The sequence below is a fragment of the Conexibacter stalactiti genome (assembly GCF_033542075.1).
GTDB classification, from domain to species: Bacteria; Actinomycetota; Thermoleophilia; order Solirubrobacterales; family Solirubrobacteraceae; genus Conexibacter; species Conexibacter stalactiti.
Map to the genome: position 1 here is coordinate 1 of NZ_JAWSTH010000006.1, position 15581 is coordinate 15581.

Annotated in this window: 11 protein-coding genes and 1 pseudogene; 5 read left to right on the forward strand and 7 right to left on the reverse strand. The window is 72.8% G+C overall.

Features of this window, described 5'->3' with window-relative positions; translation table 11 throughout:
- From R7226_RS04030 to R7226_RS04040, 3 genes and pseudogenes are all read left to right on the forward strand, one after another.
- A pseudogene (locus tag R7226_RS04030) lies at positions 1-276 on the forward strand (hypothetical protein); the annotation flags it as partial.
- 147 nt (positions 277-423) lie between these two features.
- Positions 424-2472 carry a penicillin-binding transpeptidase domain-containing protein gene (locus R7226_RS04035; RefSeq protein WP_318595752.1) on the forward strand — a complete coding sequence of 683 codons (2049 nt, stop codon included), beginning with the start codon at positions 424-426 and terminating at the stop codon, positions 2470-2472.
- 102 nt (positions 2473-2574) lie between these two features.
- Positions 2575-3468, forward strand: a complete 894-nt coding sequence (locus R7226_RS04040) for a BclA C-terminal domain-containing protein (RefSeq protein WP_318595753.1) — start codon at positions 2575-2577, stop codon at positions 3466-3468.
- Here R7226_RS04040 and R7226_RS04045 read toward each other — a convergent pair.
- From R7226_RS04045 to R7226_RS04065, 5 genes are all read right to left on the reverse strand, one after another.
- Complete coding sequence (locus tag R7226_RS04045) at positions 3465-5318, reverse strand: EAL domain-containing protein (protein WP_318595754.1); 1854 nt, start codon at positions 5316-5318, stop codon at positions 3465-3467. The genes R7226_RS04040 and R7226_RS04045 overlap by 4 nt on opposite strands.
- A 72-nt stretch (positions 5319-5390) precedes the next feature.
- Positions 5391-6857 carry an aldehyde dehydrogenase family protein gene (locus tag R7226_RS04050; protein WP_318595755.1) on the reverse strand — a complete coding sequence of 489 codons (1467 nt, stop codon included), beginning with the start codon at positions 6855-6857 and terminating at the stop codon, positions 5391-5393.
- 54 nt (positions 6858-6911) lie between these two features.
- Positions 6912-8117, reverse strand: a complete 1206-nt coding sequence (locus R7226_RS04055) for a hypothetical protein (protein WP_318595756.1) — start codon at positions 8115-8117, stop codon at positions 6912-6914.
- A gap of 161 nt (positions 8118-8278) precedes the next feature.
- Positions 8279-9298, reverse strand: coding sequence for a glycosyltransferase family protein (locus tag R7226_RS04060; RefSeq protein WP_318595757.1), 1020 nt, complete (start codon positions 9296-9298; stop codon positions 8279-8281).
- 74 nt (positions 9299-9372) lie between these two features.
- Entirely contained in the window at positions 9373-10353 is a 981-nt protein-coding gene (locus tag R7226_RS04065) for a glucosyl-3-phosphoglycerate synthase (RefSeq protein ID WP_318595758.1), read from the reverse strand.
- A 66-nt stretch (positions 10354-10419) separates the two neighbouring features.
- Here R7226_RS04065 and R7226_RS04070 point away from each other — a divergent pair, with 66 nt between their 5' ends.
- Positions 10420-13452 carry a helix-turn-helix transcriptional regulator gene (locus tag R7226_RS04070; protein WP_318595759.1) on the forward strand — a complete coding sequence of 1011 codons (3033 nt, stop codon included), beginning with the start codon at positions 10420-10422 and terminating at the stop codon, positions 13450-13452.
- Positions 13453-13521: 69 nt separating this feature from the next.
- Entirely contained in the window at positions 13522-14022 is a 501-nt protein-coding gene (locus tag R7226_RS04075) for a hypothetical protein (RefSeq protein ID WP_318595760.1), read from the forward strand.
- A 16-nt stretch (positions 14023-14038) separates the two neighbouring features.
- On the opposite strand, the gene trhA is transcribed toward R7226_RS04075, so the two are convergent.
- Entirely contained in the window at positions 14039-14725 is a 687-nt protein-coding gene (trhA, locus tag R7226_RS04080) for a PAQR family membrane homeostasis protein TrhA (protein WP_318595761.1), read from the reverse strand.
- A 48-nt stretch (positions 14726-14773) separates the two neighbouring features.
- Entirely contained in the window at positions 14774-15454 is a 681-nt protein-coding gene (locus R7226_RS04085; protein WP_318595762.1) for a cytochrome c, read from the reverse strand.
- Positions 15455-15581: the final 127 nt, after the last annotated feature.

Genomic DNA, 15581 nt, shown 5'->3' on the forward strand with positions numbered 1-15581 from the left:
GTTCCCGCGGCCGCCGCGCCCGCCGCCGGCCCCGCGGCGGCCGCGAGCCCCGCGCCCGCCGCCCCCGCCCCGATCCCGGTCCCGGACGCCGCGGGCCGGCTCGTGAGACTGGAGCGCGAGGTCGCCGACCTGCGCGTCAGCGGCGACCGGCTCGCGCGGCTGGAGCGCGACGTGGCGGAACTGCGCGGCGGCGGCGAGCGGATCGCCCAGCTCGAACGCGAACTGGCGGAGGTGCGCGAGCAGCTTGCGAGCCTGCAGGAGGCGCTCGGCGGCTGAGCCGAGCTGGACGCGGCGGACACGAGCGCCGGGGCGCCGCGCATGGCGCCACATGCCCGAGCGCCGGGGCGCCGCGGATGGGAGCCGGCGTGCGGCGGCTGGGCGCCGATGCCCGCCTTTGCAGGGACTGACCGCTAGCCTGCTGGCGTGGCCGACCGTCCGATCAGAAGAGCGAGACCGGCGCGCCGGGCGCTTCCGCACAGCCCGCCGCGACCGCCGGTGCGCCCGCGCAGACCGCAGCCGACCTCGCCGCGCGCCCGCATCATCGCGCTCTCCGCGCTCGGGCTGGGCGTCGTCGTGATCCTCGCGCTGACCGCGGTCGTGCTGATCACGGGCGGCCGCGACGACACGCCGACCAACCGCCTCGACGCCTTCCTCGCGGATTGGAGCAGAGGCGACGACGCGACCGCGGCGAGAACGACCGACGCGCCCGCCAACGCGGCCGCCGGCCTCAGAGCCAACCGCGCCGGGCTCGACGACGCGAGCGTGAGAGCCGAGCGCGTCGGCGACGTCAGCGAGCAGGGCGACCGCGCGACCGCGAGAGTGCGGCTGACGTGGGACGTGCCGGTGATCGGCGACTTCTCCTACACGACGACGGTCAAGCTGCGCGACGCGCCGAGAGACGGCTGGGTCGTCGACTGGGCGCCGACGGTCGTGCACCCGCGGCTGCGCGCCGGCACGCGCCTGGGCACCGTCCGCGCGGCACAGGCGCGCGGCAGACTGCTCGACCGCAACGGCTTCGCGCTCGTCGAGGAGCGGCCGGTCAAGCGCGTCGGCGTGATCGCCGGCGAGATCAGCGACCCGGCCGCGACCGCGCAGGCGATCGCCGACGCCGTCGAGATCGACCCGAGACCGTTCCAGCGCGCGATCGAGAACGGCGGCAGAGCGCAGTTCGTCGAGGCGATCTCGCTGCGCCCGGAGGACTACGCGCCGCTGGAGGCGGAGATCGTCGCGATCCCCGGCGCCAGAGTGCTCGACGCGACCGCGCAGCTGGCGCCGGCGCGCGGCTTCGGCCGCGCGCTGCTCGGCGACGTGCGCGAGCTGTCGGCCGAGCAGCTGAGAAGACTCGGGCCGGCCTACGCCGTCGGCGACGCCGGTGGTCAGTGGGGCTTGGAGGCGGCGTTCGAGAGAGAGCTGGCCGGCACCGCCAGCCGTGAGATCGTGATCCGCGGCAGAGACGGCAGCCCGCAGGAGACGCTCGAGAGAGCGAGCGGCGAGAGAGCGACCGACGTGCGCACGACCCTCGACGCCGACGTGCAGGCCGCCGCCGAGCAGGCGCTCGACGAGGCGCTGGGCGACGACGAGGAGAGAAGAGCGGCGCTGGTCGCGGTGCAGCCCAGCAGCGGCGACATCCTCGCGGCGGCGAACCGACCGATCGACGACTCCTTCAACCGCGCCTTCGACGGCCAGTACCCGCCCGGCTCGACCTTCAAGGTCGTCACGACCGACGCGCTGCTGAGCGCCGGGATCGTGAGACCGGACACGACCGTCGACTGCCCGACGACGATCGACGTCGGCGGCCGCGAGTTCAAGAACTTCGAGGGCGGCGGCGGTGGCGAGGAGCCGTTCTCGAGCGCCTTCGCCGAGTCGTGCAACACCGCCTTCGTCGGCCTCGCGTCGAGACTGAGCGAGGGCGCGCTGCCCGAGGCCGGCAGAGCATTCGGCCTCGGCGCCAGATTTGACCTGCCGGTGCCGGCCTACGGCGGTCAGGTGCCGGAGCCGAGAGACCTCACGGCGACCGCGGCGGCGATGATCGGCCAGGACAAGATCCTCGCGAGCCCGCTCGGCATGGCCGGGGTGATCGCGACGGTCGCCGACGGCAGCTGGCGCCCGCCGCGGCTGGCCGCCGACGACCCGAGAGTCGACGGCACGCCGCTCGATCCCGCGATCACCGAGCAGCTGCGCGACCTCACGCGCGAGGTCGTCACCTCTGGCACCGGCACGGCGCTCGCATTCCTGTCCGGCGAGCCGCACGGCAAGAGCGGCACGGCCGAGTACGGCAGCGGCGACCCGCTGCCGACGCACGCCTGGTTCATCGCCTATCGCGATGACGTGGCGGTCGCCGTGCTGGTCGAGGACGGGGTCGCCGGCGGCGAGGTGGCGGCGCCGATCGCCAACGACTTCTTCGAGAACCTCGACGCCGGCATCACCGCCGACTCGCTCGTCGACAGCACGTCGACCGACACCGTCGGCTGAGCGCTGACACGCCAGCAGGGCCGCGGATGCGCGCGGCGAACTGAGTCCGTGGGGCGGCGGTCGTGGCCGTCCCTGCTCGTGCCCCGCCGGAAAGGACTCCAGTTGCGCATCCCCACGCTCTCCTACGCGAACGTCATGTCGACGATCGCCGTCTTCGCCGCGCTCGGCGGCACCGCCGTCGCGGCGACGCAGATCAACGGCGCCGACATCCGCGACAGCTCGGTCGCCGGTGCCAAGCTGAGAAGGAACGCCGTCGGCACGCGCGAGGTGGCGCAGGGCTCGCTGACCGGTCGCGACCTCAAACGAGGCGCGGTCGGCGCCGCCGCGATCGCGAACGGCGCGGTCGCCGAGCGGCACCTCTCGACGCAGCTGCGGCAGCGGCTCGCGGCGGGCGGCGGCTCCGGCGCGGCGGGCCTGGCTGGGCCCGCGGGTCCGGCTGGTCCTGTCGGTCCGGCCGGCGCGGCGGGCGCAGCAGGCGCGAAGGGCGACCCCGGGGAGCGCGGCCTCGTCGGCGAGCGCGGTCCGCAGGGCGAAGAGGGCCCGCAGGGGCCGACCGGACCGCAGGGCCCGACCGGCAGAGACGGCGTCGGCAGCGGCCTGGCCAGCTGGGGCTACGCCGCGAACACGGCCAGTTCCGTGGTCGCGGTCATGCTCGGCGGCTCCGCAGTCCCGCTGCCGAGCGCGCAGGCGCTCAGAGGGGTCGCCGTCAACGGTTCCGACGACACCTTCACCGTCACGAGCTCCGGCACCTACCGGGTCGCGTACGTGGTGCGCTTCCAGAGCTCGCAGATCACCTCCTCCCGCGTGCTCGTCAACGGCACGCCCGTCGACGCGCTCGCGGACATGCCCAACACGTCGCAGACGTCGACCGGCGGCGAGGCGATCGTCGCCCTCAGCGCCGGGACGCAGCTGCAGCTGCAGCTGTACGGTCAGGTCGCCGCTGTCCCCCTGCGCGGCGGTGCCGGCGCCACGCTGACGATCGAGCAGATCGGCTAGGACCGCGGCTGGCTCGCGACCCTCGCCGGGGGCGGCGGCGCGATCGGCGCCGCCACCGGCACGCGCTCACCGCCCGCGGCCCGCTCCAGCAGCGCGCGGATCGTCAGGTGGCGGCTGAAGCGGCCGGCCGGGTCGAGCAGCAGGATCGGGTCGTGGCGCGTGTCGGGCGGGCGCGCCATCGCGCGAGCCGCCAGCTCGCGCCACGGCGTCGCCTCGCTGAGCGCCAGGCACTGGCGGTCAGCGACGCTCAGCAGCGGCCGCTGGCCGTAGAGCGCGAAGCCGAAGCGGTGGCCGAGGCGCGTCAGCAGCCGCCGGCGCGTGACGAGGCCGAGCACCCGCCGGTCGTCGTCGAGCACGACGAGCCCCTCCAGCAACGGCTCGGCAGTGAAGCGCGCATGCGCCTGCTCGGCCGTCGCGCCGGGTGCGACCGCCGCGACCTCCCGCTCGCCCGCGAGCGCCGCCGCGGGCGCCCCGGCGGCCGCGCCGGCGTCGTCGTCGGGGGCGACCTCGATCGCCAGCGACGGCCACGGCGCGGCTGGACGAGCCAGCAGGTATCCCTGCGCGAACGGCACGCCGAGCCGGCGCAGCACCGCCAGCTCGCCGTCGGTCTCGACGCCCTCGGCGACGATGTGGGAGCCGGCGTGCTCGGCGTAGCGCAGCAGCGCGTCGACGAGCGCGGCGCGCTTCGGGTCGCGGTCGATCCCGTGGACGAGCGCGCGGTCGAGCTTGAGGTAGGCGGGGTGAAGGTCGATCGCGTGGCGCAGGCCGGCGTAGCCGGCGCCCATGTCGTCGACGGCGAGCCGCATGCCGCGGTCCAGCAGCGGCCCCACCGCCTGTCGCAGCGCGGCGTAGTCGCGCACGAGCGCGTCCTCGGTCACCTCCAGCACGACGTCGCGGGCCTGCTCGTCGGGCAGTGCGGCGAGCAGCCCGAGCGCCTGCTGCTGCGACAGCAGCGCGCCGGCGACGTTGATCGCCAGCCGCGTACCGCGCGGCCGCTGGCCGAGCAGCGCGAGCGCCCGCTCGAAGCAGGCGAGGTCGAGCTGCTCGCGCATCCCGACGCGCTCGGCGAGCGCGAACGCCTCGCCGGTCGAGAGGTCGCCCGGCAGCGTGAAGCGAGCGAGCGCCTCGTAGGCGTGGATCTCGCCGCTGCGCAGGTCGACGATCGGCTGCACCGCCATCGCGATGCCGCCGCGCTCGATCGCGGCGGCGAGCGCGCGGCGGGCCTCCTGCTCGTCGCGATCGGCGAGCGTCTCGCCGGCATACGCGACGATGCGGCCCTTGCCGGCGCGCTTGGCGCCGCGCATCGCGACGTCGGCCGCCCGCAGCAGCGCCGCGCCGGTCGCGCCGTCGGCGGGGGCGCTGGCGATCCCGATCGAGACGTCGAGCCGCTCGGCGCCGGCGTCCGGCTCGCGCAGCGCGTCGAGGATCCGCTGCGCGACTCCGCGCGGGTCCTCGCCGCGCACGAGCACGGCGAACTCGTCGCCGCCGAGCCGCCCGACGACGTCCTCGTGGCGGACGACGCGCGCGACGGTGCGCACGAGCTGGATCAGCAGCAGGTCGCCGCTCGCGTGGCCGCGCAGCTTGTTGATCTGCCCGAAGCCGTCGACGTCGATCGCCAGCAGCGCGAGCGGATGCGCGTGGTCGGCGACGGCGATCCGCGTGCCCAGCTCGCGCGCGAAGGCGGCGCGCACGAGCGCGCCGGTGAGCCCGTCGTGCTCCGCCTCGTGGCGCGCGACCGCCAGCTCGCTCTCGTAGCGGCGGCCTGCGCGCGCGACCGCCACCCGCACGACGAGGACGGTTCCGATCAGGCCCGCGAGCACGGCGGTCGCTGACGCGAGCAGGACGATCACACCACGGGAGATCGGGCTTGCCGCGCGCCGGCTTGACCGCCGTTCACACGATCTTCACGACTTGCGCTGACGCTATGACCCCGCCGGCATGTCGAGGTAGACGGTCTTCGTCTCGGTGAAGAACGAGACGGCCGCCTTGCCCTGCTCGCGCGAGCCGGAGCTGGATGCCTTCGTGCCGCCGAACGGCGCCTGCGGCTCGGCGCCGGCGGTCTCGGAGTTGACGTGGACCATTCCGGCCTCGACCTCGCGCACGAAGGCGAAGGCGCGGCCGAGGTCGCGCGTGAAGATCGACGCCGACAGCCCGTATTGCGTGCCGTTGGCGACCGCGACCGCCTGCTCCAGCGAGTCGACGGGGATCACGCCGAGGACTGGTCCGAAGACCTCCTCCTGACCGAGTCGCGAGGCCGGGTCGACGCCGCCATAGACGGTCGGCGGCACGAACCAGCCGGCGTCGCCGGGAAGCGCCGCGCGGCCGCCCGCGAGCAGCTCGTGGCCTTCGTCGGCGGCGACGTCGAGGTAGCCGAGCACGCGCTCCTGCTGCGGCTGGGAGACGACGGGGCCGACGTTGGTGTCGGGCAGCAGCGGATCGCCGACGCGCAGCGCCGCGGCACGCTCGGCGAGGCGGGCGGTGAAGGCGTCGCGGATGCCGGGGAGCACGAGCGCGCGGCTGGTGGCGGTGCACTTCTGGCCGCTCGACATCATCGCGCCGCGCAGCGTCAGCTCAACCGCCTGGTCGAGGTCGGCGTCGTCGAGCACGATGACCGGGTTCTTGCCGCCCAGCTCGAGCTGGACCTTGACGCCGCGGCCGACGACGGACTGCTGGATCGCGCGGCCGGTCGCGGTCGAGCCGGTGAAGGTCAGCGCCGCGATCCGCTCGTCGCCGGTGACGGCCTCGCCGATCGCGCCCGGGAGGCCGTGGACGAGGTTGAGCACGCCAGCCGGCAGCCCGGCCTCGCTCAGCACCTCGGCGACGCGGATCGCGCACAGCGGCGTCAGCTCCGACGGCTTCCAGACGACGGTGTTGCCGAACGCGATCGCCGGCGCGATCTTCCAGACCGGGATCGCGACGGGGAAGTTCCACGGCGTGATGACCGAGACGACGCCGAGCGGCACGCGCTCGGACCAGAGGAAGGTGCTCGTGCCGCTGGACGGCAGCACGTCGCCGACCGGCTGCGACGCCTCGCCGGCGAACCAGCGCAGGATCTGTGCCGCGCGCGCGACCTCGCCGCGGCCCTCGGCGAGCGTCTTGCCCTCCTCGCGCGACAGCTCCTCGCCGAGCGCGTCGACCCGCGCGACCAGCAGCGCGGCGGCTCTGAAGAGGATCTCCCCACGGGCCGGGCCCGGCGTCCTGCGCCAGCCCGGCGCGGCCTCGGCCGCCGCGTCGTAGGCGGCGCGCACGTCGGCCGGCGTCGCTCCCGCCAGCTCGACGACCAGCTCGCTCGGCCGGGCGGGGTTGAAGCGTCGCAGCAGCTCGCCGCCGCCGCTCGTCCACTCCCCGCCGATCAGCAGCCCCTTGGCAGTTCCCTCGATCGCAGTCATCGCCGGCGAGCGTAGCGAGGAGGGGGTTGTCCAAGTCGGCAGAGTTGTCGGACGTCAGTCCGCCGCCCAGAAACCTGCCGGATCGCGCAACACGATCACGGCCCACGCGGTCCCGGCGACGGCCGGCCAGGCGTGGTACTCGAACGGCGGCGGGCGGTAGCCGCGGGTGACCTGGAGGTAGCCGCCGGCGGAGTCGACCGCCTGCAGCGCCTGCATCGACGCGACGTCGGCCGTGACGTCCTCGCCGAGCCGCGCGCGCAGCAGCAGCGCACCCCATGTGCCCTCGGACCAGACGACGTGCGGCGCTCTCTCGACGCCCGGGTCCGGCAGGTACGGCTTGTAGCCGGCGAACGGGCCCGGGTCGGCGAACACGGTGTTGTAATCGTCGGCGCCGGTCGATCTCGTCACCGCGGCACCGTCGACGCGGAACTCCTCCATCGAGACGCGCGACTGCAGCGCGAGGTCGCCGCGCCCGTGCGCGAGCCAGAAGAGGCCTCCCCAGGAGGAGAGGTCGAGCGCGCGAGTCGGGTCGGGCCAGCTGGTCGTGACGCCCTGGAAGAAGCGCTCACGCCAGAAGTCCCAGTGGTGCAGCCAGAGGCTGTCGCCGACCGCGTTGGCCATCGGCGTGTAGCGCGACTCGCCCGGCAGGCGGCCGAGATCGCGCAGGAAGAAGTACGCGTCGATGTTGTGCTCGGTCGAGGCCCACTCGACGTCGGGGCCGCCGAGGATGCTGCCGAAGCGCTGGTCGCTGGCCGGATACCCATTCCAGCTGGCGATCTGAAGCGTCCCGAGGTAGTCGGCGATCCCTTCCGCGAAGCCGCGGAAGCTGTCGTCGCCGGTGACCTGCTCGTAACGGACGGCGGCGTAGCCGGCCCACGCGATCGTGCCGCTGCGGCGCAGTTCGCTGGCGACGACGCCGGCGCTGGTGTCATAGGCGAACGGCAGCGAGCCGTCGACGGCCTGCAGGTCGGCGAGGCCACCGAGCACCTGCGCGGCCCGTCTCGTGTCTCCAGCGGCGGTGAAGGCGAGCGCCGCGAGCGCGTCGTCGTAGGTGAAGGAGAGCGGCGCGAGCGCTCTGTCGGGGTCGTCGGCGGGGATCGCGAACGAGCGCACGAGCCCGCTTCTGGCGTCTTGCTGCGCGACGAGCCAGGCGAGCGCGGCATCCGTCCCGTCGTCCGCTTGCGCGGCCCCGCCGCCGAGACCTATGCCGACAGCGGCAGCCGCGAGCCCGGCGATCACGATCGCTTTGAGTCCGTTCACGGTCGCCAGGCTGCCCATGGGAAACAACCTAACAACCAGAAAAATTGATCTGAGTATGCGGACGGACCTCAACTACGGGGCCGAATGTCCGATCGCGCGGGCGTGGCCGCTCCCGCTGGACGGATGGTGCAGTCGACAGGACCGCCCAACCCGCCCAGCTTTCATACGGTGGCGCGCGGGCGCTCAGAGGCGAGCCGGCGCACCTCGATCGCGCGCTCCAGCACCCGCTCCCACTGATCCGCGTTCTTCGCGATCGTCTGCGTCTTCGCCCACTTGTACGCCTTCGCGCCGAGCTTCTTGCGCGCCTTTCGGTCGCCGGCGAGGTCGACGATCGCATCGAACCACTCGCCATCGCCGACCAGCCGCCCGCCCTGCTCCTCGCCAAGGCCCGCGTACGGCCCTATCGGCGACGCCAGCCATGGCACCCCGACGGCGGCGTACTCCTTCAGCTTCACGTTCGAGCGCGCGCGGTTGAACTGGGTGTCGGCAAGCGGCGCGATGCCAATGTCCCAGCGCTCGATGCAACCGCGCAGCTCGGTGATCGCAACGATCCCGATGCGATGGTATTGCGGGGTTCTGAGGTCGAGCGCCACGCCGACGGTCTCGAACCGAAGCCCGGGATGCGCGTCGAGCATCCGCGCCAACGTCTCGCGCAAACCGATCGCCGCCGCGTCGGTGGAGTGCTCGCCAGCAGCGACCCAACCGACCACGACGTCGCCCCGCGACGTCGAGCCCTGCCGCCCGACATCCGGGAGGAAGTTCTCGATCGTGTGCACCTCGGGCTGCCCGGTCGTGCGGAACTTCGCGGCGAGCGCCTCGCCGGTGGTCGTGACGGCATCAACGGTCCGCACCATCGTCTGCATCTCACGCCAGACGCGCTGGCCCTGCATCCCGCCGACCGCTCTGTAGTTGACGGCCCCCTTCGGCACAGCGCTGACGTCGTCGTCGCTATCCCATATCACCGCGACGCCGGCCTCCTGCAACGCCTTCACGTACGCGCGCACGTTCGTGACGAACATCTGCCACATGTAGACGACGTCGCGATCCGCAAACCGCTCCACTGACGGCAGCTCGCTGCCGTACGGCGTCTCGAGAAAGCGGACGTCATGGCCGCGCCGCATCAGCTCCTCCATCGGCCAGATCGCACGGTAGGCCGGATTCGGAAACGTGCTCGGAACCATCACCCCGATTTTCATTGCGGCATTCTACCGACAACTGAATTGCCCGCTCAATCGTCGGTCGAATCAACGGTCGTTCAGGCCGCGCTGTCGCGCCGCAACCGCAGCAGCGCAGGCCGCTCGTCCATCGCGACCTCCCTCACCTCCAGGTCGCCGCCGAACGGCAGCAGCAGAGGCCCGGGCTCGCGGGCGGCAGCCGCCCCGTCCCTTCCCGCAATCCGCCGCTCCGCCGCAACCATCACCGCGTAGGCCATCGAACTGAGGGCCCGCAGCGACTGGTGGCGGTTCTGACGCTCACCGAGGTCGACCTGCGCGAGCGCGTCGAGGCCGACGAGGCGGTAGGAGTCGATCAACGTCGCGATCTCGACCCCGTAGCCGACCGGGAACGACAGCTGCTCCAGCAGCGCGCGACGGCCGGCGAACTCGCCCGCGAGCGGCTGCACGAAGCCGGCCAGCTCAGGCACGTGCAGGTTGAGCAGCGGGCGAGCGACCAGCTCGGTCACGCGACCGCCGCCGTCGGGCACGGTCGTGTCGCCGAGCTTGAACGGCCGCCGGAAGGCGCCCTTGACGAACGCGACCTCCGGCTCCGCCAGCAGCGGCCCGAGCAGCCCGCGCAGGAAGCGATCGTCGAAGCCCTCCGTGTCGGAGTCGAGGAAGACCACGATCTCGCCTCTGGTGACAGCAAGCGAGCGCCACAATGCGTCGCCCTTGCCGCGCGCCGGGCCGTGCTCGGCCAGCACCTCCGACTCCTGCACGACGCGCGCGCCGCCCGCGCGCGCGGTCTCGGCGGTGCCGTCGGCGGAGGCGGCGTCGATCACGACAAGCTCGTCGATCACGCCGGCGGCCCGCAACGGCTCCAGCGCCGCGAGGATCGGACCGATCGTCGCCGCGACCTCGCGCGCCGGCAGCACGACGGTCACGCTCGGCACGTCGTCCTCAGCACCTCGCGCGCCCGCGCGCAGCTCGACGAGCCGCTCCAACGGGAACTGCTCAGCGCGGTAGCTGCGCCGCGCGAGCCAGTCGCGCACGGTGGTCTGCGGGCCGGAGATCTCGTTCACGCCTTGTTAGGGACCCTAGCGAAGCCGTGCGGAGGCCCGGTTGGCGTGCCACCATGGAGTGCGGCGATGGCAGCAACGACGACGACACGGATGACCAGTGCGCGGCTCGTCGGGCGCTCGGCCCAGCTGGCGGAGCTGGAGGCGGTCCTGCACGATGCGGCGGTTCGCAAGCCGTCACTGGCCTTCGTCGCCGGCGAGTCCGGTGTCGGCAAGTCCCGGCTGGTCGGCGAGCTGGCGCGCGGCGCGCGCGCCGACGGCATCCGCGTGCTGAGCGGCGACTGCGTCGACCTCGGCGAGAGCGAGCTGCCGTATGCGCCGCTCGTCGGGGCACTGCGCCCGCTCGTGCGCGACGGTGACCCTGCCCTCGACGCGCTGCCGGCGCCGCTGCGCGCCGAGCTGGCGTCGATCCTGCCGACACTCGGCGGAGGTGGGACCAGCGCCGGCGCGCCGCCTGCGGCCGCCGACGCCGCCATCCAGGGCCGCCTGTTCGAGGCGCTGCTGGAGCTGCTCGACCGCCTTGGCGAGGAGCAACCGGTGCTGCTGGCGATCGAGGACCTGCACTGGGCCGACCGCTCGACACGCGGCTTCCTCACGTTCCTCGCGCGCACGCTCTGCAGCGAGCGGGTCGCGGTCGTCGCGACGTATCGATCCGACGAGCTGCACCGCCGCCACCCGCTGCGCCCGCTGCTGGCCGAGCTGGAGCGCGATCCGCGCACCCGCCGCCTGGAACTGCACCCGTTCACGCGCACGGAGCTGGCCGAGCAGCTCGGCGAGATCCTCGGCTCGGCGCCGGACGCCGGCCTGGTCGAGCGCGTGCTCGTGCGCAGCGAGGGCAACCCGCTGTTCACCGAGGAGATCCTCGCCGCCGGGCTCGACGGCCGCGGCAGCCTCCCGCCGACGCTGCGCGACGCGCTGATGCTGCGGATCGAGAAGCTGTCGCCGGAGGCGCAGGAGCTGCTGCGGCTGCTGATCGGCCAGCCGATGGATCACGAGCTGCTGATCGCGACAAGCGCGCTCGACCAGCGCGTGCTGCGCGACGCGCTGCGCGAGGCGGTCGCGAGCAGCATCGTCATCGCCGACGAGGACGACCGCTACCGCTTCCGGCATGCGCTGCTGCGCGAGGTGCTGCTCGACGACCTGCTGCCGGGCGAGCGGACCGAGATGCACCGCACGCTCGCACGGGCGTTGGAGGAGCGGATCGCGACCGAGAGCTGCCCCGACGCGCACCTGACCGCGCAGGTCGCCCACCACTGGCACCACACGGGCGACCACGCGGCCGCGCTTGCAGCGACGGTGCGAGCTGCCGACGCCGCCGAGCGCGTCAATGCGATCGGCGAGGCGGCGACGCTGCTGGAGCGAGCGCTGGAGTTCTGGGAGCAGGTGCCGGAGCAGCAGCGGCCTCCTGGCGTGGACCAGATCGCGCTGCTGCGGAGGGCGGCACAGCACGCGGCCGACTGCGAGGGCGACTACCAGCGTCAGGAGGCGCTGCTGCGCAAGGCGCTGTCGCTCGTCGACGAGCGCGAGCAGCCGCGCTTGGTCGCGTCGCTGCTGGAGCGGCTGCAGCGGGCGCAATGGCATCTGAACCGGCCGGAGGAGGCGATCGCGACGATCGACCGCGCGCTGGCGCTGCTGGAGCCGGAGGAGCGCACGGCCGAGCGGGTCGCGCTGCTGGCCGCGAAGGCGCGTGTGCGGATGCTGCAGTCGCGCTTCCGCGAGGCGCTCGAGCTGGCCGAGCAGACCTTGGCGCTCGCGGACGAGATGGGCGATCACGCGATCGCCAGCCGGCTGCGCAACGCGCTCGGAATCTCTTTGGTCGGGCTGGGCGACGCGGAGGCCGGCGAGGCGAGACTGCGCGAGGCGCTGGCGACGGCGCGCGACCACGGCCTGCTCGACGAGATCGGCACCTCGTACGGCAACCTCGCCGACATCCTGCACGCGACCGGCCGCACGCGCGAGGCGCTCGAGACGGCGCGCAGAGGCCGCGAGGAGCTGACGAGATTGGGTCGGCAGATGGACTGGCTGCTGCTCGACTCGGCCGAGTACGCGGTCGCGGTCGGCGAATGGGACGCCGCCGCGCGCGACCTCGCGGGGCTCGACCGCCGCCACTACGGCACGACGCTGATGCACCGCCACCTGCGCAGGGCGGAGCTGGCGCTCGGCCGCGGCGACCACGAGCTGGCGCGTGGGGAGCTGGACGCGATGGCGCGCCAGGCGCGCGACTCGACCGAGCCGCAGTTCCTCGGCCCGCTGGGGGCGTTGAAGGCCGAGCTGGAACGGCGCAGCGGGGATCTGATCGCCGCCCGCGCGGCGGTCGACGACGCGCTCGACCGGATCGAGTTCTGCTCCGACGACATCACGCAGGTGACCGGCGTTTCGTCGGTCGGCATGCGCGTTGAGGCGGATGCCGCCCAGCGCGCCCGCGACCGCGACGACCACGACGCCGAACGCGAGGCACGTCTGCGCAGCGAACTGCTCCTCGCGCGCGTCGAAGCCGGCGCCGAGCTGGAGCGCGCCCCGCTGGTCGCCGAGCTGGCCGTCGCACGCGCCGAAGAAGCCCGCGCCCGCGCCGAGGACGATCCGGTGCTGTGGGACGAGGCCGCTGCCGCCTGGGAGGAGCTGGAGCGGCCGTACCTGGTCGCGTACGCGCGCTGGCGGCAGGCGGAGGCGTTGCTGTCAGGCGACGGCTCCGCCGCCGACACGCGCGAGCAGGCCACCGCGGCCGTCCGCGCCGCGTGCGAGATCACCCGCGCGTTGGGAGCGGAATGGCTCCACGGCGAGGTCGAGGCGCTGGCTGCGCGAGCGCGATTGACGCTTGACCTCGATCCCGCCGCCGGCGCGAACGACGACGGCCTTCCCGCAGACGCCTCACTGCGCGACGACGCCGCAGCAGCAGCCGACGACCCCTTCGGCCTCACCCCGCGCGAGCGTCAGGTGCTGGCGCTGGTCGCTGCCGGCGCGACCAACCGCGAGATCGGCGGCGAGCTGTTCATGGCCGAGAAGACCGCGAGCGTCCACGTCTCGCGGATCCTCGCCAAGCTCGACGTCCGCTCCCGCACCCAGGCGGCCGCCGTCGCCCACCGCCTCGGGCTCGACGCCTGACAGCTTCCGCCCACGCACATCACACCTCCCTGTAGAGTCTCGACAGTCATCATTCGAGAGGGGGATCTCGTGGGGAAGAAGTGGATGACGGCTGCGGTCACCGCCGCAGCCGCGGTCGCCATCGCCGGGTGCGGTGGATCGGACGGGGACTCAGCGACGACGGCGACGACCACCGCCGCCGCCAGCTCTGCGGCAGGTGCGCTCGAACTCGCCGAGTTCAGACAGAACGCCACCGCCATCTGCGTGAACGCCGAGAGAGCGCTCAGCAACGTCAGAGTGGACGTCACGACCATCGAAGGCGCGAGAACCTACACCGCTGCGCGTCGAGCCGCTCAGATCAGAGCGCTCAGAAGCCTGAGCGAGCTGAACCCGCCCGCCAATCTCGCCGCCTCGTTCGAGCAACTGCAAGAGGTGCTGGAGGCGCGAAGCGCGGCGCTCGAGCCCGTGCAGATACAGATGCTGACGAGAGACCCAGCACTCAGAGAGTCGTTTGTCGCGATCAACTCTCAGGATGAGGATCTCCAGCGCCTCATCCTCGAGCTGAAGCTCCCCAGATGCTATTGGAGCTGATCAGCCCCGAGCACAGCTAGCCGCGCGGCACGACGAAACCCGCGACGGCGACAAAGTGAGCGGCTGCCGCGAGGATCACGAGGGCGTGGAAGACCTCGTGGTAGCCGAAGATTCTCGGGACTGGGTCGGGCCGGCGCTTGGCGTAGATGATCGCCCCGGCCGTGTAGAAGAGGCCGCCGACGACGAACAGCAGCGTCGGCACGAGTCCGAGCACTGAAACGATCTTCGGCAGCGCGATGATGCCGACCCAGCCGAGCGCGACATAGCCCATCGCCTTCAGCATTCTCGGCGCGTCGATCCAGGCGAGGTTGAGCGCGACGCCGAGCGCCGCGCCGCCCCAGGCGACGCACAGCAGCACAGTTCCGAGCGTGCCGCCGACGACGAGCAGCGCGACGGGGGTCGCGCTGCCGGCCATGAAGACGTAGATCATCGAGTGGTCGAGCCGGCGCATCCAGCGGCGCACGTTCGGCCGCCAGGTGATGCGGTGGTAGACCGCGCTGACGGCGAAGAGGCCGACCATCGAGACGGCGTAGACGACAGCGACGGTGGTGGCGCGTCCGCTCGGGGCGGTCCAGACGAGTACGGCACCCGCGACGAACGCGACGACCGCCGCCCACTGGTGCGAGACGCCACGAAGCTTCGGCCGCTTGGCGGCCAACTCCGCGATCTCTCCGCGAACCGTCTCGATCAGGTCATCGCGCACCTCCCGCAGTGTACCCGTGCGACACCGCATGAAGCCGCGCCGCGACCGTCAGGGCGCCTTGTACACGTCAGGCCCTCTTCCCGCCGTCGCGACGATGTACGCGATGATCTCGTCCGTCACTTCCCTCGGCACCTTGTCGTACTGGCCGGGCATCCACCAATCGCCTCTGTCCATCATCTGCTGGATCCGCTCGACGCTTATTCTGACGTTGTCGAAGTGGGTGCCGTACCACTCGTACACTCTGCGAGATCTGTAGTCGGCGATCGAATGACAGCCCTGGCAGTTCTCGCGGAACGCTCTCTCCCCGGCGGCAATCTGCGCGGGCGTGCCGAACGATCTCTCGGGCACATGGCGCCCGGTGACGTCAAGCAGATAGGTCTTGACGGCGAGCTTCTCGACCTCCGTGAGCTCGTCGGCGAACGACTGCATCCCGCCGCCGCCGTTGTCGATCATGTGGGCGATGAACGCCCCCTTCGGCTTGACCTCGTCCATGCTGGGGCCGTATTCGCCGGTCGTGAAGGTCCGCGGTCTCCCCTCGATCGCGTGGCAGCCCTGACACTTCTCGCCGAAGATCTCGCGCCCCTGTGAGATCAGTCTCGCCTCGACGGGATCCTGCTTCGCCTCTGAATCCGAGGATGAGCTCCCCCCGCACCCCGCGAGCATCCACAGGCAGCCCGCGCCGAGCACGACGGCGACGCAAACAGAGAGCACGCTGACCAGCCGCGGCATGCGCCGCCCCTCACGACTTGCCACATCATCCCCCGATGTTTCCCCAGTCCGCCCGACCACCCGGCGGCGGGCAGCATTCTACCAGGGGAAAGTGCGTCAGTCGACGCCTTCGGGGTGCGTTGCTGCC

What these genes read in the sequence shown, in the direction of transcription:
- R7226_RS04070 (WP_318595759.1), top strand. Translation starts at nt 10,420, where the DNA reads ATGGCAGCAACGACGACGACACGGATGACCAGTGCGCGGCTCGTCGGG.
- R7226_RS04050 (WP_318595755.1), bottom strand. Translation starts at nt 6,857, where the DNA reads ATGACTGCGATCGAGGGAACTGCCAAGGGGCTGCTGATCGGCGGGGAG.
- R7226_RS04085 (WP_318595762.1), bottom strand. Translation starts at nt 15,454, where the DNA reads ATGCCGCGGCTGGTCAGCGTGCTCTCTGTTTGCGTCGCCGTCGTGCTC.
- R7226_RS04060 (WP_318595757.1), bottom strand. Translation starts at nt 9,298, where the DNA reads ATGGTTCCGAGCACGTTTCCGAATCCGGCCTACCGTGCGATCTGGCCG.